This is a genomic window from Ruegeria sp. HKCCA5426, from assembly GCF_013034585.1.
Taxonomy (GTDB): domain Bacteria; phylum Pseudomonadota; class Alphaproteobacteria; order Rhodobacterales; family Rhodobacteraceae; genus Ruegeria.
The window spans coordinates 1-22,398 of sequence record NZ_WQGH01000005.1 but is presented as its reverse complement, the minus strand read 5'-3'; the positions used below and the strand labels follow the sequence as shown (position 1 = coordinate 22,398).

Sequence of the window (22,398 nt, the reverse complement as noted above, 5' to 3'; positions counted from 1 at the left end):
ATCACCCCTCCTTCACGCGGTCGACTTTGACGGCCGCGCTGCTGTATTCGGCAAAGTCAAAGCGCAACAGCCCCGCAACCATGCCCGCCCCCCTGAGGATTTCGAGCCACCCCCTGTAAAACCTAGCCCGAGAGCCGAAGCCGAGGCACAAACAGGTCAGCGCACCCCAGCCCATGGCCGCAACGCTTTTCAGGGCGCGCGTTGCGATACCCTGCCGCCGGATCAGGGCGATGCGACTTAACGTGTTGCCCATTCGGAACCACCGTCGGCCAAGCCAGCGCAATGTCATGCGGTTTTCAGGGACATCATCCCAAACCAATGCATCTGCTGCGGCCCGGATCATTCCACCGCCGTCCCGCAGCCGAGAAAAGAACTCTTCGTCTTCGCCCCCGGTGATATTGAATCGCGGATCGAACCGCAGGCCACGTTCCCGAATGATTGCCGCATCCGCCATCGCGTTATTCGTCGCCGCAGCCGGCAGCGCGGCCCCTTGCACATAAGGTCCCATTCGAAAAAGATTAAGCGCCTCGATCCAGTCCGGTGGAGGTTGCCGGTACCGGGGCTCTACGGTCCCTTGCACAGCTACGGTGTCAGGCAGAACCATCGTTTGCATCATCTGCGCCAGCCAGTCCTCGGACACTTCTTCATCATCGTCCAGAAAGGCGATGTAATCTGCGTCAGCCGGGGCTTCGTTCAGTGTCCGGTTCCGTGCAGACACGATTCCGCGTTCGTATTCAATGGTGTAGATGACCGGCCAATGGCTGAGTTTTCCGATATCGCCCAGTGCCTCGGTCGCTGGCGCGTCAGGCGCGTTATCGGCGATCACCAAGGTCACACGAATTCCAGGGGCTTCTAGTACTTGCCGGTTCAGGCTTTCGACCAAATTCCGCAGTCCTTCAGGCCGCAAGTAGGTTGCAATGCAAATGGCGATATGCGGCGCAGCTTTATGTGATTGTTCAACCGTCATCGGCGAAGCAAGTTTCCGCTCTTGCAGTTCCGGTTTCTTGCACCGGTCCTGTCTGGGTTTTGCGTCGGCGATGATCCTTGCATGGTTATCCCCTTTGCTCGGCATCCGCTGGTCGCAGATCGCTCCAGGTGGACCACGGCAGGGTTTCACGCCCTGTAAGTTCGGCCACAAATTCCATGTCGGGCCTGAACTGGTTCGCCAGCCTTTCCCGCGTTTCAGATGTGGGAGGCGGAACCATGATGTTCAGATGCTGCTTGTTCATCGACAACATCTGTTTCAAACCCGGAAGGGTCTTCAGCTTTTTCACCCCGTCACCCATTCCCAGCGATCGCATCATATCGCCACCGAACCGAAGCGACTTTTGCAAAGTCTTGTTCCTGTAGGTGATGTTTTCATGAAACCTTTCTGAAATCGCCTCTGACCCTTCCCGGGCCGAAAGGCCCAGATGCTCGCAAATCTGATCATAGGACTCGTCTGGATTTGCGGCCACTTCTTCGGAAAACAGCACCAGCAAGGCGTCCCGGTCAAAGTGCTGCAGCCAGTTTTCCAGATTGGTCTTGTACTGGCTTTGCTGCACATAGGCGGGGTTTTGGGCCAGACCCGCCTCGACCGAAGTCGAGGGCGCAATGTGGCCTTTGCGAATCTCATGCAAATGGTTCGAGAACACGCGCCCAATCGGATCCCTGAGGATGCAGATCAGCTTGAGGTCCTTGTTATAGGCCCGCGCCCGCCGGGGCGCATCTGAACTGAAGAAGTAGGTTGGAGAACACTCTCCACATATGTTTCCGGGCGGGGCGTTTGCGAAACAGCTTTCGTACCATGCATAGCCCCGGTCAAAATTCGCGGTGAAGAAATTCAGCTCTTTGGTGTCATTCGTCGTCACCGAACTGTGTTCGGACAACACGTGATGCAGCCAAGTCGTCGCGGCCTTTTGCGCACCGATTCCTATGAAATCCACCTTCCCCACACGAAATCCCTTCTGAACAAACCAACTTACCAATACTTCTGGCAAAACTCCGGGAAATTCAGTTCAGCCAGTCTTTGCGCCTCTCTACCTACGCTCGAACCGCTTCGGCACATCTTTTCTAAGCACAATGCTCAACGCATGCGGCAGCGTCCGCATATGCCTTCTGAACAGATACCGCGGACCGGTCGCCATTCGATGCAACCACTCTAGCCCCATTTTCTGCATCCACAAAGGCGCGCGCGGATAATCCCCGACGACAAAATGAAAACAGCCGCCGCAGGTCACTATCCAGGCACAATGATCCAGTTTTGAGGCTATGTGGTTGGCAAACAACTGCTCTTTTGGCTTTCCAAGCCCGACCCACAGGATATCGGCCTTGCTAGCGTTGATGTCGGCGATAACGGCCTCTTCCTCTGACGCATCAAAATACCCGTTTCGCCGGCCCACGACCTTCAGACCGGGATACAGGGCGGTCAACTCTTCAGCGCATCCGCGATTAATCTCTTCGGTGCTGCCCAGAAGGTAGAATCCCACATCGTTCTTCGCCGCCGCCGCAGCGGCTGAGTGAATGAAATCGGTAGTGGCCGTGCGTTCGGGAATGCCCTTGGACCCCTGTGTCCACTTCGAGGCCCAGACCACGATCTGCCCATCGGCATGAATGATATCGGCCGCGTCTATCGCCTTGGCGAATTGTGCATCTTCGGCATAAAGCGAGATTCCCTGTGCGTTCGAATCGAACACTGTCAATGTGCGGTGGCTTTGCCCGGCCCTGCGCCGTTCAACATCGTCCAGCATCGCCGACGTAAGCTCGGCGTCGCTGACGAGAGCGACGGGCATACCGCCTACAATTGTGTGCGACAAACGCTTGTCGAGAATCTTGTTCATCTCATAGCCAACTGGTTAAAACACATACAGTAACGGCAGGTTATCAGGACTGCCGATTCTCGCTAATACATACTCCACGAACTGCTCAGTTAATCGGCGCAGCCCCGTGCGAATTAGCAAACCCTCCTAAACTTCCTATCTTTTCGCAGCCAATCATGGTTTTCTAGACCCATTGTTGACGCCATCTGTTGATTTCACTGTTGATATAAGCCCGCTGACACTATGCTCGGGCCTATCCTTACCGCACGTTGTTTTTTGTTATGACTGATCAGTATCGCCGAGGATTAGATGTAGAACTCTCTGGGACGGGTCTAGCTTCGGCAGGCGACCCAGAGCTTAGAACGCTGTCCAATATTGCCTGGGCCATAAGGCGCTCACTTCCGTGGATCATTGCAATGGGGTTTGTGGGTGCTGTTATAGCATACATTTTCACGTACACCTCGGACACAAGATACACGTCCAGCGCAAAAGTCATGATGGAAACCCGTGTTCAGACCGAAACGCAGTTCACGCCTTACGTTTCAGGCCTGCCGCTTTCGCTGACATCGCTGGAAAGTGAACTTGAGCTTTTACGCTCTACCGACTTGATCGAAGGTGTTGTCGACCGGATGCAGCTTTATCTGGATCCCGAATTTTCTGGGGAAGACACCAGTATCAACCTGTCGCCAATCGCACTGGCGCGTAGCCTAAAGAATAGTCTGGTCGACGCCCTGAGCGGTGATAATGACGAAGTGGTGGGCAGCGATTCCTCGGCGGAAGAGCTTGCGCGGGAAACGACCATTGAGAACCTGCTAAAATCGACACGGATCGAACAGATTGGCGATATTTCAGCGGTCTACCAGATTCGCGTCACGGCGAAGTCACCGCAAAAGGCGGCCGACATCGCCAACAGCCTTGCGTCAGAATACCTGTCAAATCTGACGACCATGAAACGCAATGATCTGGTCCAATCCCAGAGTTGGCTTACAACGCGGATCGGGCATTTGCGGGATGATCTGAACAAACTGAGCTCGGATCTGGAAACACATTCTATCGAAATCCCTTATTCCCCGGACGAATACGCAACCATCAAGGCCCAGCGCATTAAGGCCGAGCGGCGCGCCCAACTGGTGGAAAATGAGCTGGCCCGGATCAAAGAGCAAACCAGCGCGATCCACACCCTGCGCGCGCAAGGAAAATCCCAAGAAGCGATCGACTTTGCCAAGAAAATCGGGTTGCTTCCGCCGGACCTTGGACAGGATCCCAATACCGAGGAAGCGCTAAAGCGCCTCAGCGCCGCGCAGGACATTGCCGAAAAACGGGTAGAGCAGTTGGACGACCAACTGAACGACCTGAACCGCAGCATCGAAGTGTTCCGCGCGCAGCAGGCCGAACAGGTTCAGCACGACTCGGTCACCAAGCGGATCGAAAATGAAATTCTGGTCACCGAAGCGATTTACCGGGACTTCGTATCCCAGCTTGGGCGCAGGGCCGAACAAGGTGATTATCTGGACGCTGGTGCGCATCTTATCGAGCGGGCCCGTGTCTCGGTCGACCCGTCGGAACCCAAGCGGTCGCAGACATCCATCGGCGTGATGTTCATGATCATCTTCGCCGGTCTCGGGTGGACCGTGATGCGCGAAATCTTCCAAAAGCGGCTTAGAACCACCTATGAATTCGAAGGCGCGACAGGGGTAAAACTGTCTGCTATCCTTCCCGAGATCAAAAACGCCCCGCAATTCGAGGCGTTCTTTACCAATGACGGAAAGCTGGACCCCGAGTTTGTTCGATATGGCAAAAAGCTATTGGCCAGCAGTGACGTTGGATTGCGATCCCTGCGCCAGCAGGGCGAGCCGTCCTTCTCGCAAGCGGTCGAGTTTTTCTCGAAAAGCCTGGACGGCAAGCCTAACCAGAGCTTCTCGAACAATGGGTGCGTCATCTTTTCTGGCGCGTCCGCGCTGCCGGATGAAGGGAAAACATCATCCCTTCTGTTGATCGGATCCGTCTGCGCCAAGACAAAATTTCGGACGCTGATTATTGATTGCGATACGGTCGCGTCTGCTTATCGAGATCTGTCAAAACTGTCGGTCGATGAACTGAAATACTGCACCGCTAATCCCTCATCCTTTCAGGAACACATTGTTGCGACGCCTCAGGATGGGTTGGATATCCTGCCGCTTGCCGGCAATCTGGATTCCGAGACAAAGGTATCGCTTGTTGAAGAGTTCCTGCGCTCTCCGGCCTTCATTAATTTGTTGATCACCCTGTCCGATATGTACGAAGTGATCCTTCTGGACACACCGCCCCTGCTGGCGGCGGTGGAATCTGCGTATCTGTCACAGATTTCCCAACGGGTCATTTTGTTTACAAGATGGAACGACACGCACAGAAATTCCGTCTTTCAAGCGATACGTGAGTTGGAAAACGCTGATGTCAGACCTGCGGCCCTGGTTGCGACGCGTGTCGATCTGAAACGCGCCAAAAAATATGGTGATCCCAACCTGGGATAGCGCCTGACACAACAAGTTTTCCTGTAGGCATTTTCAGACTGCACATGTTGCTAGCCCGTTTTCATTGTTCCGTGTTCTGGCCCGAGCCCAAAATGCGCCGCGAGAACAGAAAGTTTATAACCATCCCGGCCAGCGTCGCAGGCACCAATGCAATGACCGGATAGGCACCTGCTGTCTCGTTGAGGCGGATCAACGCCACGAACACCGCGTAGTTCACCGCCAGACCAAAGCTCATTGCCAACACATAGCTTGCGAATTCTCTCAGTGTCGGACGGCTGACAGTGGCGAACGTAAAGGTCCGGTTCAAATACCAGGTTGTCGTGACGGCCCCGCAGAAAGAGATAATGCGCCCGATCTCGGGGATCAGTCCAAACCACTCGGTTGTCAGCAACAGCAGACCAGCATCCACGAAGAACGCGATACCACCCACGATTACGAACCTGAAAAACTGAGAGGAAGGCATGTTCACAAGTCCATTGTCGCCATTGATAAAACAATCTCATTTCAAGTGGCCGGGCTTTTCTTGGACCCCACCGAAAGCTCTGGAAAGACCGCAGCAAATTGGCCGCAAAACAGGTTAGAGCTTTGACCCTTATGTCAATTTTTCTTTTGGCATAGGCGAATATCTGGTATCCCAAAACATATTCTGTCAATCCGTGTTTTTTGTTTTTTTGGAGGATGAGTGCCGTGTTGAAGGAGGAGGCAGCTTCGGGTGTGAAGGGTAGCAACCCAGATCACGTTGCTTCGGATGATACGGTTCGGATTGCGATCATTTTACCCTGCTACAACGAAGAAGCGGCGATTGAACTGACCGTTTCTGAATTCAAGGAAGCCCTGCCAGACGCCGACGTGTATGTGTTCGACAACAATTCATCGGATGCGACGATCGAGGTGGCACAGCGCGCGGGCGCGACCGTCCGATCCGAAACAAATCAAGGCAAGGGAAACGTGGTTCGACGCATGTTTGCGGACGTGGAGGCAGACGTTTATGTCATGGCCGACGGCGATGCCACCTATGACGCCAGCAATGTCACTGAGCTGATCGCATTGCTGCGGAACAACAACCTGGACATGGTGAACGGGGCACGAAAACACTCGGATGACGCAGCCTATCGGCCCGGCCACAAATTTGGCAACCGGATGCTGACTTCATTGGTCAAGCTGTTCTTTGGCCGAAACCTTGAGGACATGCTGTCGGGGTACAGGGTGTTCAGCCGACGGTTCGTCAAAAGCTTTCCCAGTATGTCCAGCGGGTTTGAGATCGAAACCGAACTTACCGTTCACGCGCTTCAAATGCGGCTTCCGATTGATGAGGTACAGGTCAAGTATCGCGCACGGCCCGAGAATTCAGTGTCCAAGCTGTCGACCTATGGAGATGGTCTGAGAATCCTGCGCATGATCGGCTTTCTGGTGAAGGAAGAGAAACCACTGTTGTTCTTTTTCTCACTCGCCGGGCTGATCTTCATCCCTTCGGGCCTTGTGTTCCTATCGGTGCTTTTGGAATTTCTGGAAACAAGTCAGGTCGCACGGTTTCCATCCTTATTCGCGGCACTGACCGGGTTCCTGATGTCAATTGTCTGTATCGCCTGCGCCCTGATCCTCGACACCGTTTCGCGCGGCAGAAGAGAGGCCCGCCGCCTCAGCTATCTGCAGTATGAGGCCCCCAAACCCTAAGACCCGGCGCGACGCTGATTGATATGAAATACAAGGTAGGTCGCCAACAGCGGCAATAGCCAGACAACGCGCGCCTGATACCGGTGATGCGGATCCGACAGAACGCCGCATACCACCGCATTTACCACAAGCGTTGCCAAAATCAGAATGCCCAAAGCCAAGGCCGCGTCTGAAACAGGTCGTGACGCGTAGATGTAAAACACTGTCATCAAACTGAAGGCCGCAACCACATAGATCAGGGTTGACAATGCAACAAACGGATAGGCTCCGGTGACGGCCTTCGAGTCCCCGTAATTTTTCAGATCGACCTCGGACATGAACAGCGGTGCCTGCTCAAGAAAGACCCGCTTGGCCGTTTCAAACTCGTACAACCCGAACAGGCCGAACTGTTCGGCCGAGTTTTTTAGCGACGCCGCGATTTGCATCCCCGGGTATTCCAGTGCCGCCGTCAGAAAAACCGAGGCGTCCTCATTGCTGAGTTGCAGCTTGGTGTCCGGATCGGACGACCGGAAAAACCCGTCCGGGTGCCACAGAAAATGCTGCGAGTCCCGGCTTTGTAGCGGAGCCGCGCCGCAGATTGTGAACCCGTGCTGTTCGCAGTCATTGTCAATCAGTTCCGCAACCGGTCCATCTTCGATCCCCCGTGCGGTCAAAAAGGGGATGCTTTGCGGCCAGCTTCCGAACATGGTGAAGGCGACATAGGCGAACAGGAAAACCGCAAACACACCTGCGCCAAAGGCGGAACATGATACAAGCAGACCGGAAAACGTGGGCCTGAGCCGCGGCCAGATCGACATGAACAACAAGATTGTCAGCAATCCGAAGATCACCAGAATATGGCTGTTATGAAAGGCGGCGGCGGCGGCCAACGTGACCCAACAGAACACTTTCTGAAGGACCGACAGATTCTTTCTGCCGTAACACAGAAGGAACAGGCAAATAGGTGCCAAAGCCGCAAATATGTCCGGCATAGTGTAAGTCGAAAAATACGGCAGCGGTGTCGCCAAAGCGCAAATCGCCCCGGCGGCCAGATAGGGTTTTACAGGATCAACTGGGCACAGCTGCCTGACCGTCAACCACGCAGCATAGCCAACTATGAGCGACTGAAAAAACGCTAGCAAGTAAGGCTGAACACCGAAAAAGACGTACACGAAAATCCCGTAATATGGGGACCGTGACATGGGTACCGCGAACTTGCCGCCGTTTTCCGAGTTTCCCGGTTGCGCAGTTGTCTCTTCATTCGCGCTCTGCGCTTGTGATCCGGTGTTTTCAGCGATCAACTCTTCGGCAGGTTTTCCGGCAATCGTCTGAACCACCGCTTCACCCGCCTTGTGATACCCTTCCGTGTCAAAGAAAACGAAAGGAAACCCGTTTATGGCCGCTGGCAACATCAGCATGACCGCAAATGTGACGACCAGCATCAAGGCCTTCAAAGTGGTCATGTTCGCTGTATCTGATTGCGGGGAAACACCGACACCAATGGACGCCACGCTGGATGCTTCGTTTTTCATGCTAAAAACCACATTCGAAATTCGTTACCCGTTTAACAACTATGGCGAGGCGGACGGACACCCGCTTTTCAAATTTGCGCCGCGCCGAATGTGCCTCCTCTGACTGGTGATGTATTTGCTGGGCTCACTCGGTCAGAGGCGCTTCGGGCAGCAACTCTTCAACCTTGATCTCCAGGCTGTCACCCGGAAGCAAACGTGTTTGCTTGTCCCCCGGAACCGCCTGCAATTCACCTTCGATCAAACGATAAATTCTGACCGTGTAGTCGATGTCGGTAATTAGACTATCAATCCCCATCTCATTGGACGCCCCTGCCAGATATTTGGCGATCGTGTCCATTTGCAATGTCGATTCCCTAATGGCCAGATTCGCATCCCGCCGCTCCTGCAACAGACGCAAAGACCGCTCTTGTTCGTATTGTTCGCGATCCCGTCTGAGCCGGGTCAGGACCAGACTGGTTGCAGCAAGGTCCTCGTCTACATCCAGCAGACGTGTTGCGGACAGAACGGTTGTACGACGGGTGTCGGCGATACGAGAACCCGGCGCCAGACCACGATCCACAAGACTGATGACCCGCGCTTCTTCTTCTTCGTCGGCAGCCAGCGCCTTAGCCAGTTGGAATTTTTGCTTTTGAAGGATCGCGATACGCTCGCCTGCCTGTTCCTCGGCATCTTCAAAGAAATGCCGTTCACCCGTTTCATTGGCCAGGTTCACCGTGCGAATCTTGATCTGCTCAGCGATCAAATCCGCCAGAACTGTTTCCGATACGGAAACATCATCAATCAAGGGCTCAGGATGGTTCATATTTTGCAACAATTCAGTTGTTACACGCCATTTCCGGGTCAGCGCTTCCGCTTGGTCCAGCGCCGCCTGACCATAGGCTGTTTGCCAGCGCATCAGTTGAATGGGGTCAATGGTGACGTCATCGGTCAGAAGCTGGCTTCTGACACCGCCAGCCAGCGCGACGGCTTCGCGGGCTGTGACACCGGGTCGATAATCAATCTGGCCCGTCCGCGCGACATCCCCGCCAATGATGATCGGTCGATACCCGTTCCGGGAAATCTCAATCTCATCACCATCCAACTGAATGATGAATATCTCACCGTTGTTGTTGTATTGCTTCACGATTTTGCCAGAGGCGTCCAGGCGCACGCGCTGCTCCAGTTCCTCCAGCGACAAACCCTGTGCTTCAAACTGACCAAGCCATTGCAGGTTCACGTAACCATGTACGTCTATTACCGATTCGAAAGACAGGTAATCCAGTCCTGTAAACGTCACACGGACGTTATCGCCGGGCTCAAGATCGAAATCCGCAAGGGCGGCTCCGGCGTAAAGAGTAAAAAAGATCGCAACCAGGCCACGAGCAAACGACCGAAATTGATCGCCAATCCAGCCGGACGCCTTACCACACAAATCACACAGTACAAATGTCATCTCGGTCACCACTTAACATGCAGGCAACAAGCCCGGAAATTTCAGTAACCGGTCGCGTTACACACTGCGCCTACGGTTCGGAAGAGAATCTTGAGGTCGAACCAGAACCCGATTTGCCTTGCATAGTCGCTGTCAAACAGCGCGCGATGCGAGAACTCTACATCGTTGCGATCGGAAACCTGCCACAGACCGGTGATTCCGGGCTTCATCAAACCGTATTCCAGCCCCGGATATAGAACCTGCTGTTCAGGCAGCATCGGACGCGGGCCAACCAGACTCATATCCCCCACAAGGACGTTCCAAAGCTGCGGCAGCTCATCCAGCGATGTCATACGGATGAACCGGCCGAACCGTGTGACCCGTGGGTCATTTTCCAACTTTTGATGCTTGCGCCATTCAGCGGCCGCCGCCGGGCATTCTTTCAGATGTTGTTCCAGCATCCGCTCCGCATTCGGAACCATCGAGCGGAATTTCAGAAAGTCGAATTCCTTGCCGCCGATGCCCACACGTCTTTGCCGGTAAATGGCCGGACCACCATCCAGTTTTACAAGGATCGAAATGACAAGAATGATTGGCAGCACAAATGGTGCACCGATCAGGATAAGAAAGATGTCCAACAGACGCTTACCCTTGACGGCGTAAAAACTTTTTAAATTGCAGAACTCGACAACTTCAGAAATAGAGTTTTGATTTGGTTTGCAAATTTCAGAATCTTCTATCCGAATAGAACTTCGAACATGGTTCATAATAACCCCCAAGACAACACAACAGCACTCAAAACGTCGGCGGCAAAACATGCCACATACGCTTCGCCACACGCTGCTCCGTTAAGTGCGGATGCAGCGGCGACTACAAATTCTATTCGCTCGAATTTGGGGTACAGCGCACCAAGTGCGTGATCCCACCCATGTTATAACCCGACTCGGTGCCAACACCGACCGGGATTATTGCCCCGCAATATGATCGCACCTTTAAAATAAAGAGACAACTTATTTGTTGGAGTTTATCGGAGCTCACAAACTTTTGCATCGAAACAGGGCATCATGGGGGTCAGCAGATGGCCAACCGACTGCAATGGTTTCCAAATTGGAAACAGTAAGGCACATTTCTGTGCGCCGTTTCCAAATTCGTTACTGACCGATCTTCGAGGGCAGTTTACTGAACACTTTCAGGCGCAACTTACGGCTGAACGTGAAATGCAAAACGGCAACCAGAAACGGCGTAAAGCATCCAATCAGCAATCCACCCAGCACGGCCACCCCCGTACTTGCGCCCGTGAGAATCAGCGCGACACAGCACAGAACGGCAACCAGCGGCCCAGAGAGAAGATAAACGATTACCATCTATTACGTTGCTCTTGTTCGGTCTTTTGTCATCTTTATTTCACCTGCCATTTTGACCTCATGCTCTTGTGTGCTCAGGCAGTTGGCTTTGAATATAGATCGCCCCACACGATAAGCCATCAAGTGACACAAAATCTTGAGATCAGTGACAATCTAACATCATATTCAGCTAACCACGAGGGACCCAATCGCCCGATTCAAGAAACCCATGGCAACTGGGCAAAATTATGCCCACACACTGAAGGAACTGTGGCCAAACAGAGGTTAATATATTGTTAAGTATAATTTTTCCGCAGTGGCAAAGTTCGGCTAACGCGCCCGAGGCCGTATTCTATTCCAGACTGTGACAGCCGCGGTTTGCCGAATGAGTACAAGAGTGACGAACATCGCCAAAGACCCAGCCAAAAGCAAAGCGGCCTGAACGAGCAGCGTTGTAGCATCTTCAGCCATCACACCGAACGGCACAAAAATCAGCCCCCCTGCAAAGGCTTTGGTCAATTCCCGAACGGGGACTTTCAGCGGATCGACCTTTCGTCCGATATAGAAATACACGACAAAACTGACAAGGCTGCTGACCAGGAACGCATAAGATGCGCCGGGGGCTCCGAACAGGTTGATGACAGCCAGCGACAGCAGGGCATGCACGATCAGCGTCCCGAACGTAATGACCAGTTGCAAGCCGGTCTTTTTGGACCTCATGAACGAATAGCTAAAATAAGCCCCCTGCAGGCCCGTCACAAAAGCCGCGATTGCCAGAACACGCAGGTATCCGGCCGTTTCCTGAGCAAAGCCGTGGTCAAACAGCAGGTTCGCAAATACGTCTGCCGCGCTGACCAGCGCCACGACAATGGGCATCGAAATCAGCATCAGGAACGAGAAATAGCGATCAAGAACCGAGTCGGAATGCGCAATTCCCTTAACCTCGTGCGCTTCAAAAACCGAAGGCGCAACCACATTCGAAAGAGTACTCATCGTCAGCACAAGGGACCGCATGGTCAGGGCCTGAGCCGCCGCAAAATAGCCCGCCGCCTCGATCCCCACCAGCACCGCCAGCAACGATTGGGTGGACATCGCACGAAAGACCGAGGTTGACCCGACCACGGCCAATGGAAAGCCAAAGAAAAGGTATGTTTTCGCCTCGGCCCGTTTGGGGAAATAGACGCGCGACCGTCCGACCGTAACAAGCACCGCATAGGCCCCTGTCAGCGCGGCACCAAGCGAAATTCCGATCACGGCGCTTTCGTAACCGCCGCCATTGACGATGAATGCGACGGCCAAAGACACGCCCAGCGCATGACGCAGCAGTGTCACGGCCGCAAATTTCGGCCCTTCGTTATACTGCCGCAAGCAAACGGCGCCGATCTCGTGGATCGCATGGCTGATGCAAAACACGGCAGCAAAGAAAAAGCTGTTTGCCCAGGCAAAGGGCAGAATGACGTAGGACATCGCCACAATTGCCAGCAAAGCAAAGACAATCAGGACGGCAGCCCCCAGAACCGTTCCGATGGTTTTGCCTTCGAACTCCTTGGCGTGGTGAAAGCGCCCGACTGAAATCACCAGCCAAAAGAATGTGAACGAGAACAACAGCGTGCCCAGCAGCAGGGTCAGGGTATAGCGCCCAAACTCTGCCGGCCCCAGCACACGCGTCATCACCACGAGGATCACAACAGACAGGAATGCGGACAGCATTCTGGGAACAAAATACCACGTCATGAAAGTCCGTTATGCGTAATAGGGCGCGGAGCCGTCATAAAAATACCCAACCGTCAGAAGCTGACATCAACTCATAAGACACAATGCACCCGGAAGTTTTCACATGGGGCCGCTCCCATCAGCTTGCGGGCCAATTCCTGAAAATGCCTCGTGACTACCCGGCGCAGAAACCGAATTTGTTAAACCATATTCCGCGCGCGATGTCGATTTGCTGAAATTATTGGTGAAACTGGGATTTGCCGTGCGCAAACCATCACGGAAACAGCACGAAGATGGACTCAGGCCGTTGGGCTTTGCTAGGCTTGGCTTTGTAGTTTTCTGAGTGATCTGTTGAATCGCGTATTCAGCATGTGGGTATTTGGGTTTGTTGGCCGTGTCATGAGGCATTCCTTTAGCAGTATTCCCTATCAGCAGGTGGCGGGCACTTCGTTCCACCACAATGTCCTGCTGATCTGCATGGTCTTTCTGATTCTGGTCGGATCGGACCTTCTGTCCGTCGTCCTGTATCGCAACAACCTTGCCAATCGGATCGAGATCCTCACGCTGCTGCCGATCCTTGCAACCGTTGCTCTTTACTATCGACACCTGTTGCGCGGCGCATTCGCCTCACCCGAAATCGCGCTCATGATTATCATTGCCATTCTGTCTGCATCCTGGAGCGATTACCGATTGCTTACGATGGAGCGCACCGTTCCCTTGGCGGCGACCACCCTGTTTGGCCTGACCTTGGGCAGCATGATGTCCATGCGGGGTCTGGTGCTGTTCGTGGCAATGTATTTTGCCCTTTCCATGGCCCTGTCCCTGGCCGCCATCGGAGCGCTTCCGCAAGCTCGTGGATTGCCGCCGTGGGAAAACTCGTGGAACGGCATCTATCTGCACAAGAACGAGCTGGGCGCGAATTCAGTAATGGCAATTCTGTCGTCATTCTTCGCGATGAAGATCACGACCGGACGGCTGCGCATGTTCTTTCAGATCACAGCAGGTGTAGCGGTTGTTCTTTTGATTGCGTCCGATTCAAGAACGGCGCAGATCATCGGGCTGTTTGTGATCTCGGGTTTCCTCATTACCAAAATAATGCCCCGGCTCGAGTTTCTATGGGCCTTGGGATTCATACTGTTTTCCGCGTTTGTGATTGGAATGGGAACACTTATCCTGGCCTCCGACATTGCCGAGCCACTATTTGCGATGATCGGGCGTCAACCCACGCTGTCCAACAGGATTCCCATTTGGGAACTGACCTGGCCCTATGCCATGGATCGGTTTTGGTTGGGATATGGGTATGCTGGCTATTGGCACGACGCGGCCCCCCATATGCGCATCTACGAAAATCAGTACCAGCTTGGATTCACGCCCTACTATTCGCATAACGGCCTGATCGAAACCTGGCTGAACATCGGTTTTGTTGGCGTCGTGCTGCTGTTTCTTGCCTTCTTTCGGTTCTTCAGCTCGGTGTTTTACTGCATGCGACACCTGAAACCCCGGGATGACTTTGTCCTCGTGTTCGCGCTGAGTGTGGGTTTCATCTTTCTGAATATTACTGAAAGCAACGTTATGGGGCGTCTGGACGGGATGTGGATCCTGCTGGTCATGTACATGACCAAAACGAATCTTGTCGCCAAAGCGCTGGTCGCAGATTTCAGGTTGCGGAGCGCGTCATTGGCATGAGGTACTTCTGCGAAGATAGACAACAGGTTTTTGGGCAGTGCGCTCAAATCAATTCGATCAATTCGATGTCGCCAGCCTTAATTCAAGGCCTCAGGTTTCAACGATTGACAGCGGCCTGCCCTGTATTGTCGACTTTGACCATTCGTCGTTTTGAATCTTTTTTCCAACTTTTGTATCCGTTCGGGAGGCACCATTGAAAACAGCCATTTTTGCAGGTGGTAAGGGTTCTCGCCTGATCGAGGAAACCCGCGTTCGCCCCAAGCCATTGGTCGAAATCGCCAACCGGCCGATCCTGTGGCATATCATGCAGCATTATTCGACCTATGGGCATCATGACTTTGTGCTGGCCCTTGGCTACATGGGTGACCTGATCAAACGCTATATTTCCGATCTGTGTCAGTATGACGGGAATCTCAGGATCGACTTTGCCAAGCGCGAATTGTTTGGCGAGCCCGATTATCACAACAGTGTTCTGGATGCGCAGATGCCGCCCTGGACAGTCGATCTGATCGACACCGGGACGGAAACCATGACAGGCGGGCGACTGGCCCGACTGCAACCGTATCTGGGCGACGAAACGTTTATGCTGACCTACGGCGACGGTGTTTCAAACGTCGATCTGGACGCTCTTGTTGCCTTTCACAAATCACACGGAAAGCTGGCCACGATCACGATGGTGCGCCCGCTGACGACATTCGGGCATCTGCAAGTGCGCGAGGACGGGTTGGTCGAAGGCTTCATGGAAAAGCCCGAGACAGCCGCCGACTGGATCAATGGCGGGTTCTTCGTGCTTGAACCCGAAGTGTTCGACGCCGTCGCCAGCGTGAATGGCGACGAGATTATGTGGGAAGAAGGACCCCTGCCCAAGCTGATGGAATTGGGTGAGTTGATGGCCTACCGCCATCCTGGTTTCTGGTATTGTATGGACCATCTGGCGGATAAACGCCGGCTTGAGGAGATGTGGAAAAATGGCAACCGACCGTGGGCAACATGGGAAAATTCAAAAGGTTCTGTTAACGGGTCATCTCGGCTACGTGGGGACGGTCACCGCCCCGGTATTGGCCGAGGCGGGAATCCAGGTGACTGGGTGCGATATAAATCTCTTTGACCGGGCCGATTTCGCCCCCGGCGGTGCCGTTCCCGAAATCCCGAACCTGGCCAAGGACATTCGCGACCTGACGGTTGACGACCTCGAAGGTTTTGACGCCGTGGTGCATCTGGCGGCCCTGTCGAATGATCCCTTGGGACAGCTTCGCCCCGGCCTGACACAGCAGATCAACCACGAAGGCACGGTCCATGTGGCGAAACAGGCCAAGGCCGCTGGTGTGCGTCGGTTTGTTTTCGCGTCCTCCTGCTCGAACTATGGCCGGGCCGGAGAGGATTTTGTCGATGAAGATGGCCAGCTTAACCCACAGACGGATTACGGCGTATCCAAGGTTCTGGCCGAGCGGGACCTGAAGCCACTGGCAGATGACAGCTTCACGCCCACTTTCCTGCGCTTTGCGACCGCTTATGGTGCAAGCCCCCGAATGCGGTTCGACATTGTTCTCAACAACCTGATCGCACATGCCTATACCTCGGGTCGCATTCTGATGATGTCAGATGGCACGCCGTGGCGTCCGATCATCCACGTCGAAGACATGGCCCGTGCCTTCCTCGCCACGCTCGAAGCCGATCCTACCGAGATTTCGGGCGAGGCGTTCAACGTTTGCCGGACCGAAAACAACTATCAGATCCGCGATCTGGCCGAGATCGTCGCCGACACGGTTCCGGGTGCGAAAATCGATTATGCGGCCGATGCCGGGCCTGACAACCGGTCATACCGGGTCAGTTCAGCCAAGATCGAAAAGTCCATCCCGGGCTTTCAACCCAAATGGGACGCAGTCCGGGGGGCACAGCAATTATATGATGCGGTCAAGGCCTGCGACCTGCAGGTCGAGGATTTCGAAGGTCGCAAATATAAGCGACTGGCCCAGTTAGAGGCCCTATTGCAGGAAAACCAACTGGATCAGGATTTTCGCAGAACCGTGCCGATCGCTTCGTGATCGGCACGCGCCGCGCTAGACGGCCTGAAGCTCTTGAATGACGGTTCGGGCGCCGCGCTCACCGGATTTGAACGCTTCATCCGTCCACTGATAACCCCACTCCCCGAACCGCCCAACATAGGTAACCCCAACCTCGTCCAGCCACTTGTGAACGATTGGCAGAGCTTCCTCGCGGTCAAGGTCGAAGATGATGTTGGCGTGAGTAATCAACCGGGCATCCGTATGCAGAATCTTTTCGTCCTCGGCGATCAGGCCAATTTTGACGAGGTCATCAATCACCGGCTGGATCAGCTCTTCGGGCGCGACGTCCAGCGGTCTGTATTTGTGTGAATAGTAGCATTCCGCCTGAATAGAGCCGCATCCTGGCGGGCAAGTCCGGGTCGACATCTTGTGAGGGAAGCTCAACCGGGTAAAGACGATGTCCTCATCGTAAATATATGTCCAAGTCGCAGGCGTGAAATCGTCGCGCGCCAGCCCGATATTCACAGTCACACATGTGGTACAGGCCAGTTTTGCCGCAGCATCCAGAACATGCTGGGGCGCCCCTTTGACCATGGGGATCAGGTCAGGCAGCGGGATGGATGAAATCAGCTTGCCATATTCTTCGGTCACGCCGTTTTCAAAACGGACAGTTTTTGCAATGGGATCAATGGCGACAACCTTGTGACCCAGATGCAGGTCAGTCTTTTTCATGAACGGCTTGAGATAGGAAATGAACCCACCTTCGGTCGGGTAGCGGAAGTCGGTGATATAGTGCACGTCCGGCGTTTCCGCGAAAACCGCGCCGCGGATCACCTCTTCCATCGACGGGCGGTACAAACGCGGCCCCATCCAGACCGTGCTCATCTGATCGGCGTCAACGGTATGGTATTTCTTGCCATAAACCGCTGGAAAATGCGTGGCAAAGGTCTCACCAAAGACCGAGATTAGCCATTCCAGATAATTGGCGGGTTTTTCCACCACGTCCTGCTTGGAGGCTTCGATAAAGTCCAGAATACAATGGGTTTTCAGCTCATCCGGCAAGTTGTGCAAATTCGCCTGCGCCGGATGTTTGACCCATGCGCCGTGGTAATAATTGTTCACGTAAGCCTGCAGTTTCTCAAACTTGCCATCCACATTGCTTGAAAACAGCTCTTGAATGCGGGGGTCCTTCGAGAACGAGATATGCGGGCCGTCGTCAAAGATGAAACCGCTGTCATGCGCGAATGTCGCGGTATGACCACCGGGGAACGGGTTTTTGTCATACATTCTGCTCGTCACACCCTCAGAATGTAGATGATGCGCAGCGCCGAGTCCGGCCATGCCAGAGCCAAGGATAACTATGTTCTCGTTACTCATATCAGGATTCTTTCACAATTTCGCGGCGCCACCAGGCGATGGTATCCGCAACTCCGGTTTCCAAATTAAACTTCGGGGACCAACCCAGCTCGCAACACAGGCGCGAGTTGTCAGCCTCGACCAAGGGCGGATCACCTGCGCGTGCTTCCCGTGCGCCCAACCGAACCAAGTCTTCGGCGTCGATCTGACGGGCGATCTCGGTTATCAGGTCGGCCAGCGGGATCGCGGTGCCGCTGCCGATATTCAGCGGGCCTTGCAGATCGCTGCCCAACAGATCAACCAAAGCGCGGGCAACATCGTCAACATGTAGAAAGTCCCGTTTCTGACGACCATGCGTGCACAGGGCTTCGCGACCTTCCAGCAGCGAAACGATCACATCCGCCGCAAGCCGTTTTGGGCTTTCACCCGGTCCATACAGGAAGAACGGCCGCGCCCATGCACCAGATAGCCCCAGCGCAGCACGCATCCGTTCAAATACAACCGAAAGGCCAGCTTTGGCCGCGCCATATTCCGTGGCCGGAACCAGCGGAGTCACGCCTTCGCGGAGTTTGACGGGCGCACTCCAGTCATACTCCATGCATGAGCCGCAAAACACGACACGCTGCCCTCCGGCCTCGGCAAAAGAGAACAGCAAATCCACCGAATGCTGTACCCAGCGAAAGTTTTCCAGCGACTGCTGGTTGCCCGGCCCCATATACCAGGCCAAGGCCAGCAAGTGGCTGGGCTTCTGGCCCTGCAACAAGTCTCTGACCGCAGCGGTATCTTCCATGTCGACCTTTACCCACTCCACATCGCAATCCATTGGCGGCGGTGGATCAGTTCGATGGGTCGCGATGACCCTGTACCCGGCAGCAGCAAGGTTTCGCACACAAGCCCGACCGATGAAGCCAGAGGCACCCGTGACCAGCACTTTTGAATTTTGGGTCTTCAAATTCATCTGGTTTCAAGCTCCGGTCACAGAATCTGTGGGCGTTACGTGTCTAGCAGAGGCCAGGACGCGTCCTTTTCGGAAACAATACTGACTTTAATGGGCCATTGTATCCCGAGAGAAGGGTCATCGTATCGAATCCCCCCCTCCACACCGGGCGTGTAGAATTCACTGGCGGAATAGAACGCCTGCGCGCCGTCCGTCAGTGCAAGATAGCCATGCGCAAACATTTCTGGCACGTACAGCGCACGACGGTTCTGCGCGGACAGCTCAATTCCGAAATGCTGGTGATAGGTCGGGCTTTCCGGCCTTAGATCGACGATAACGTCGTAGATAGCGCCCGAGATACAACGCATGAACTTGGCCTCGGCCGCAGGTGCGTTTTGGTAATGCAGGCCACGGATCGTTCCCTTTTTCTCGTTATATGAGAGGTTTACCTGTGCGACCGCTGGTTTGAGGCCGTGCTGTTCGAATTCCTCAGCACAGAAGGCGCGGGCAAAAAAACCGCGATCATCCGAGATTTCCTGCAGATCGACAACAAAAGCGCCCTGCAAAGGCGTTTCAGTAAAAATCATTAACCATCCGCCTGTTCCAACGGTCACCAAATATCGGGTGGTTCAGATTCTGAGACCGGACGTGGATCAGTGGTAAGAAAAATGACCCTAAAAAAGAGCCCGCGAAGTGAACCAGACGTAAAAACTTAACCAGACAACGCGGATTATTTCCATAGTTTTTGAAGCGGTCAGCCGATATCGTCCGGGCAATGCTGAAATCTCGATCTTACAGGGCAATCAGCCGGGCAAGTTGAAAGGTTCGGGAAGAAAGTCTTTGAATAGGCCACGTCGTGGTTGTGAAATACATTTTGTCTGGAATCCTTAAAAGGAATACGTATTTGACCAGCCCAGCCCCATCCGCAAAGACGCCCAGAGAAGTTCTGATTTTCTCCCAGCGCAGCCTGAACGACAACGTCTCGCGCTGTTCGGGGTTTGAGTTCGAAGACGTGATTGCCGAAATCGAAAACGCCGAGATTCTGGCGCCAAAGCGCGCCAAGGAACGGCGCCTGCCCTTTAACCCCAAGCGATGGCTGTCCAAACGCTCGGATCTGTTCAGGCACTGGCCGTCCGGCGTGCAGAAAACCAAGCTGGATCGCGACTACGACCTGTTCTTTTGCGATGCGCAAAAACCAGAAGAGCTTTTGGCGCTGGACGCGATTTCTAACTGGCGCGCACGCTGCGGTCTGGCCGTCTGTGTTCTGGAAGAGGTCTGGTCGAAGGAGTTGGATCTTCATCTGCCGCTTCTCAAATATCTGGCCCAATTCGACCTGATCTGCTGCGCCTTTGCTGAAACTTGCGATGACCTTCAGCGCATAACAGGAAAACCCGTCATTCACCTGCCTGGCGCGGCTGACATGGTTCGCTTTGCACCAGAAGCAGCAACTTCGGACCGCCCGATCGACGTTTATTATATGGGCCGCAGACGTCCGGAATTGCATGACAGGTTGCTTCAAAAGATCAAGGAACGCGGCGGTTTCTACCTTTATGACTCGGCGACCAAGCCACCCGTTGCCGCGCAACACCGCGTGCACCGTGATCTGCTGGCAAATCTCGTTCAGCATTCCAAACTGTTCATGGTCGATATCGCCAAAATCGGCCACGAAGATCAGATAAAGGGCAACATCGCGTGGGGACCGCGCCACGTGGAAGGCATAGCGGGTGGGGCCGCGCAGGTTGGCTACGCCCCCGAAACCGAAGACTATGAACGGTATTTCGACTGGCCCGAGTCCGTGGTCAGGCTGTCTGAAGACCCTAACGCGGCCATCGACCAAATTGTTGCTTTGCTGGACGACACCGCAGAACTGGACCGCATGCGCAGGATCAACCTTGCAGCGGCAACGCAAAAACACGACTGGCTGCATCGCTGGACACAGATTCTGGACCACCTGCAAATGCCCCAGACAGACGGGATGGCAAAGCGCCGTCAGCATCTTGCAAATATCGCAGCCGGTTACAGAAGTGATGATCCTTCATACACGGATGCGACCAAGCTCGTGAGTGCGCCCTGACCGATCTGAGCCACGCCCAAGCACCCGACACAAGGCCGACGCTCATACACTAATTGTAGCGAAAGTCGCGGGGCGGCAAGTTGCACTCTACAACCCCCTCTAACCAGTCAATGAAAAAACCGGTATGCGCTCAAAACAATAACATGCCGCCCACCTTACGATGATGACATTGTGGCAAAACTGTGTCCACGATTCTTGCGGAAACGAATTGTTTCCGAAGTGGAAACCTATAATTTTCAGTAAGTTAATATCATGTTACGTGAATATCTGCAATAATATTTCACTAGCGTGAAACGCAAGGCAGTTACTGTTTCCGGATAGAAAACAGTATCCCTCGATGCCTTGAGTCAGGCTGTACGGAAGCCGTTCATAGCGACGCCCGTAAAACAGGGTATGGGATCAAAATTGAGCTTTTCCACTGGCAGACGCCTCTCAATCGAACCGGTAACCAAAGGCCTCAATATCTTCGCCATAGCGCCGGCCGATGATCTGACGGGTGCGCTCATCAAACGCCGTGTGATAGCTTTCTGCGGCCGGTTTGACATTCTGCGCTGCGATTCTGGGGAATGTCACACCGGTCAGGCTTTCAACCCTATCGAGATCAGCATCAAAGCTTTCGATCTTGCCCACGAAATCGCAGATCTGCACACCCGCACTGGTGGACAGGTGGCGCGTCTGCGACAGCCAGTGACGGTCCGCCACAGCATCGCTTCCATAATCGCTGTCCAGCCACTCGACAAACTCCGGGAACGGCATAAACGGGCGAATTCCTTCAAACCGCGACAGAATCGACAGCTTTGACGCCGTCACTGCATCGGCAATTTTGTCCTTCCAGCACGAATGAACCCGAGACCAGGGATTGCGTACAAAAGAGAACACAAAATAGTCCGGAAAACCGGCGGCAATCTCATCTGGCGTGCTGTCGAATTCATGACCCGGCGCATTGCCGCTGGCCTGAGCAAACATCGCCTGAACGGTGCGGCTGGCAACCTTTGGAATCGGAGCAGCCAGAACCTTCTGTTGCCGCAACACAAACTTCTCGGCCCTTGGATCGCAGCTTGGCGGCGTGCCTTGCCTAAGCAGCCTCAACCCTTTGAACGCGGCCTGCGACATGGTTGGGGAAAAAAGGCGACGGTGCCGAAGCTTCATCCTAACCCTCTGCTCGCCATACGGCTGTCTGGTGTCGCGTCAGCACGTTCGAATCCCTTTCGTATGGCCCTGTTTTTGAAAGATAACACATCCATTTTACCTTGTCCCAGCCCCCGCAAGGACTCCGACGCCACACCTGCTGTTAACTGCACAAATACAAAGCCGGTCCGAATGGTGAGCAGCCTCATCTGACTGGTCCAAATTGATTGTTAGTGCATCGTCGGCCTGTA

Annotated in this window: 19 protein-coding genes; 6 read left to right on the top strand and 13 right to left on the bottom strand. The window is 54.2% G+C overall.

The genetic code is table 11. The annotated features are described in order from the left end of the window. Position 1: 1 nt before the first annotated feature. The 3 genes from GOV87_RS09515 to GOV87_RS09505 all read right to left on the bottom strand — a co-directional run bounded on the left by GOV87_RS09515 (position 2) and on the right by GOV87_RS09505 (position 2,819). Positions 2–967, bottom strand: a complete 966-nt coding sequence (locus tag GOV87_RS09515; RefSeq protein ID WP_171211603.1) for a glycosyltransferase family 2 protein — start codon at positions 965–967, stop codon at positions 2–4. Positions 968–1,052: 85 nt separating this feature from the next. Then, positions 1,053–1,925: a sulfotransferase gene (locus GOV87_RS09510; RefSeq protein WP_171211602.1), complete on the bottom strand. Its 873-nt coding sequence runs from the start codon at positions 1,923–1,925 to the stop codon at positions 1,053–1,055. Between the two features lie 93 nt (positions 1,926–2,018). Next, positions 2,019–2,819: a WecB/TagA/CpsF family glycosyltransferase gene (locus GOV87_RS09505; RefSeq protein ID WP_171211601.1), complete on the bottom strand. Its 801-nt coding sequence runs from the start codon at positions 2,817–2,819 to the stop codon at positions 2,019–2,021. Between the two features lie 260 nt (positions 2,820–3,079). Between GOV87_RS09505 and GOV87_RS09500 the strand changes: the two genes are divergently transcribed. Then, a complete protein-coding gene (locus GOV87_RS09500) occupies positions 3,080–5,308 on the top strand; it encodes an AAA family ATPase (protein ID WP_171211600.1) in 2,229 nt (742 codons plus the stop codon). A gap of 61 nt (positions 5,309–5,369) precedes the next feature. On the opposite strand, the gene GOV87_RS09495 is transcribed toward GOV87_RS09500, so the two are convergent. After that, the gene (locus GOV87_RS09495) at positions 5,370–5,771 is read right to left on the bottom strand and encodes a GtrA family protein (RefSeq protein WP_171123164.1); all 402 of its coding nucleotides are present in this window, start codon (positions 5,769–5,771) and stop codon (positions 5,370–5,372) included. Between the two features lie 224 nt (positions 5,772–5,995). Here GOV87_RS09495 and GOV87_RS09490 point away from each other — a divergent pair, with 224 nt between their 5' ends. Next, the gene (locus tag GOV87_RS09490; protein ID WP_371813484.1) at positions 5,996–6,982 is read left to right on the top strand and encodes a glycosyltransferase family 2 protein; all 987 of its coding nucleotides are present in this window, start codon (positions 5,996–5,998) and stop codon (positions 6,980–6,982) included. Here the strand turns inward: GOV87_RS09490 and GOV87_RS09485 are convergent. The 5 genes from GOV87_RS09485 to GOV87_RS09465 all read right to left on the bottom strand — a co-directional run bounded on the left by GOV87_RS09485 (position 6,979) and on the right by GOV87_RS09465 (position 12,981). Further along, positions 6,979–8,493, bottom strand: coding sequence for a hypothetical protein (locus tag GOV87_RS09485; RefSeq protein WP_171211598.1), 1,515 nt, complete (start codon positions 8,491–8,493; stop codon positions 6,979–6,981). The two genes, GOV87_RS09490 and GOV87_RS09485, sit on opposite strands and share 4 nt — an antisense overlap. A gap of 124 nt (positions 8,494–8,617) precedes the next feature. After that, positions 8,618–9,925: a polysaccharide biosynthesis/export family protein gene (locus GOV87_RS09480; RefSeq protein WP_171211597.1), complete on the bottom strand. Its 1,308-nt coding sequence runs from the start codon at positions 9,923–9,925 to the stop codon at positions 8,618–8,620. A gap of 41 nt (positions 9,926–9,966) precedes the next feature. Next, entirely contained in the window at positions 9,967–10,542 is a 576-nt protein-coding gene (locus GOV87_RS09475; protein WP_171124029.1) for a sugar transferase, read from the bottom strand. Positions 10,543–11,055: 513 nt separating this feature from the next. Next, on the bottom strand, positions 11,056–11,268 hold the full coding sequence (locus GOV87_RS09470) for a hypothetical protein (protein WP_171123174.1): 213 nt from the start codon (positions 11,266–11,268) through the stop codon (positions 11,056–11,058). A gap of 309 nt (positions 11,269–11,577) precedes the next feature. Continuing rightward, positions 11,578–12,981 carry an oligosaccharide flippase family protein gene (locus tag GOV87_RS09465; protein ID WP_171211596.1) on the bottom strand — a complete coding sequence of 468 codons (1,404 nt, stop codon included), beginning with the start codon at positions 12,979–12,981 and terminating at the stop codon, positions 11,578–11,580. A 378-nt stretch (positions 12,982–13,359) separates the two neighbouring features. Between GOV87_RS09465 and GOV87_RS09460 the strand changes: the two genes are divergently transcribed. The 3 genes from GOV87_RS09460 to GOV87_RS20430 all read left to right on the top strand — a co-directional run bounded on the left by GOV87_RS09460 (position 13,360) and on the right by GOV87_RS20430 (position 16,691). Beyond that, complete coding sequence (locus GOV87_RS09460) at positions 13,360–14,646, top strand: O-antigen ligase (RefSeq protein WP_171211595.1); 1,287 nt, start codon at positions 13,360–13,362, stop codon at positions 14,644–14,646. A gap of 193 nt (positions 14,647–14,839) precedes the next feature. Then, positions 14,840–15,754 (top strand): glucose-1-phosphate cytidylyltransferase, encoded by a 915-nt coding sequence (rfbF, locus tag GOV87_RS09455; protein WP_217350997.1) that lies wholly within the window; start codon positions 14,840–14,842, stop codon positions 15,752–15,754. Continuing rightward, complete coding sequence (locus GOV87_RS20430) at positions 15,681–16,691, top strand: NAD-dependent epimerase/dehydratase family protein (RefSeq protein ID WP_371813496.1); 1,011 nt, start codon at positions 15,681–15,683, stop codon at positions 16,689–16,691. The genes rfbF and GOV87_RS20430 overlap by 74 nt, the downstream gene beginning before the upstream one ends. Positions 16,692–16,706: 15 nt before the next feature. On the opposite strand, the gene GOV87_RS09445 is transcribed toward GOV87_RS20430, so the two are convergent. From GOV87_RS09445 to rfbC, 3 genes are read right to left on the bottom strand one after another with little or no spacing between them, the layout of a single operon-like run. Further along, positions 16,707–18,029 carry an NAD(P)/FAD-dependent oxidoreductase gene (locus GOV87_RS09445; protein ID WP_171211593.1) on the bottom strand — a complete coding sequence of 441 codons (1,323 nt, stop codon included), beginning with the start codon at positions 18,027–18,029 and terminating at the stop codon, positions 16,707–16,709. Position 18,030: 1 nt separating this feature from the next. Then, positions 18,031–18,966 (bottom strand): NAD(P)-dependent oxidoreductase, encoded by a 936-nt coding sequence (locus GOV87_RS09440; RefSeq protein WP_171211592.1) that lies wholly within the window; start codon positions 18,964–18,966, stop codon positions 18,031–18,033. A 35-nt stretch (positions 18,967–19,001) separates the two neighbouring features. Beyond that, a complete protein-coding gene (gene rfbC / locus GOV87_RS09435; protein ID WP_171123186.1) occupies positions 19,002–19,532 on the bottom strand; it encodes a dTDP-4-dehydrorhamnose 3,5-epimerase in 531 nt (176 codons plus the stop codon). Positions 19,533–19,849: 317 nt separating this feature from the next. Between rfbC and GOV87_RS09430 the strand changes: the two genes are divergently transcribed. Continuing rightward, positions 19,850–21,019, top strand: coding sequence for a glycosyltransferase (locus GOV87_RS09430; RefSeq protein ID WP_171211591.1), 1,170 nt, complete (start codon positions 19,850–19,852; stop codon positions 21,017–21,019). 432 nt (positions 21,020–21,451) lie between these two features. Here the strand turns inward: GOV87_RS09430 and GOV87_RS09425 are convergent, their stop codons facing one another. Then, on the bottom strand, positions 21,452–22,168 hold the full coding sequence (locus GOV87_RS09425; RefSeq protein ID WP_171211590.1) for a sulfotransferase family 2 domain-containing protein: 717 nt from the start codon (positions 22,166–22,168) through the stop codon (positions 21,452–21,454). Between the last annotated feature and the right edge of the window lie 230 nt (positions 22,169–22,398).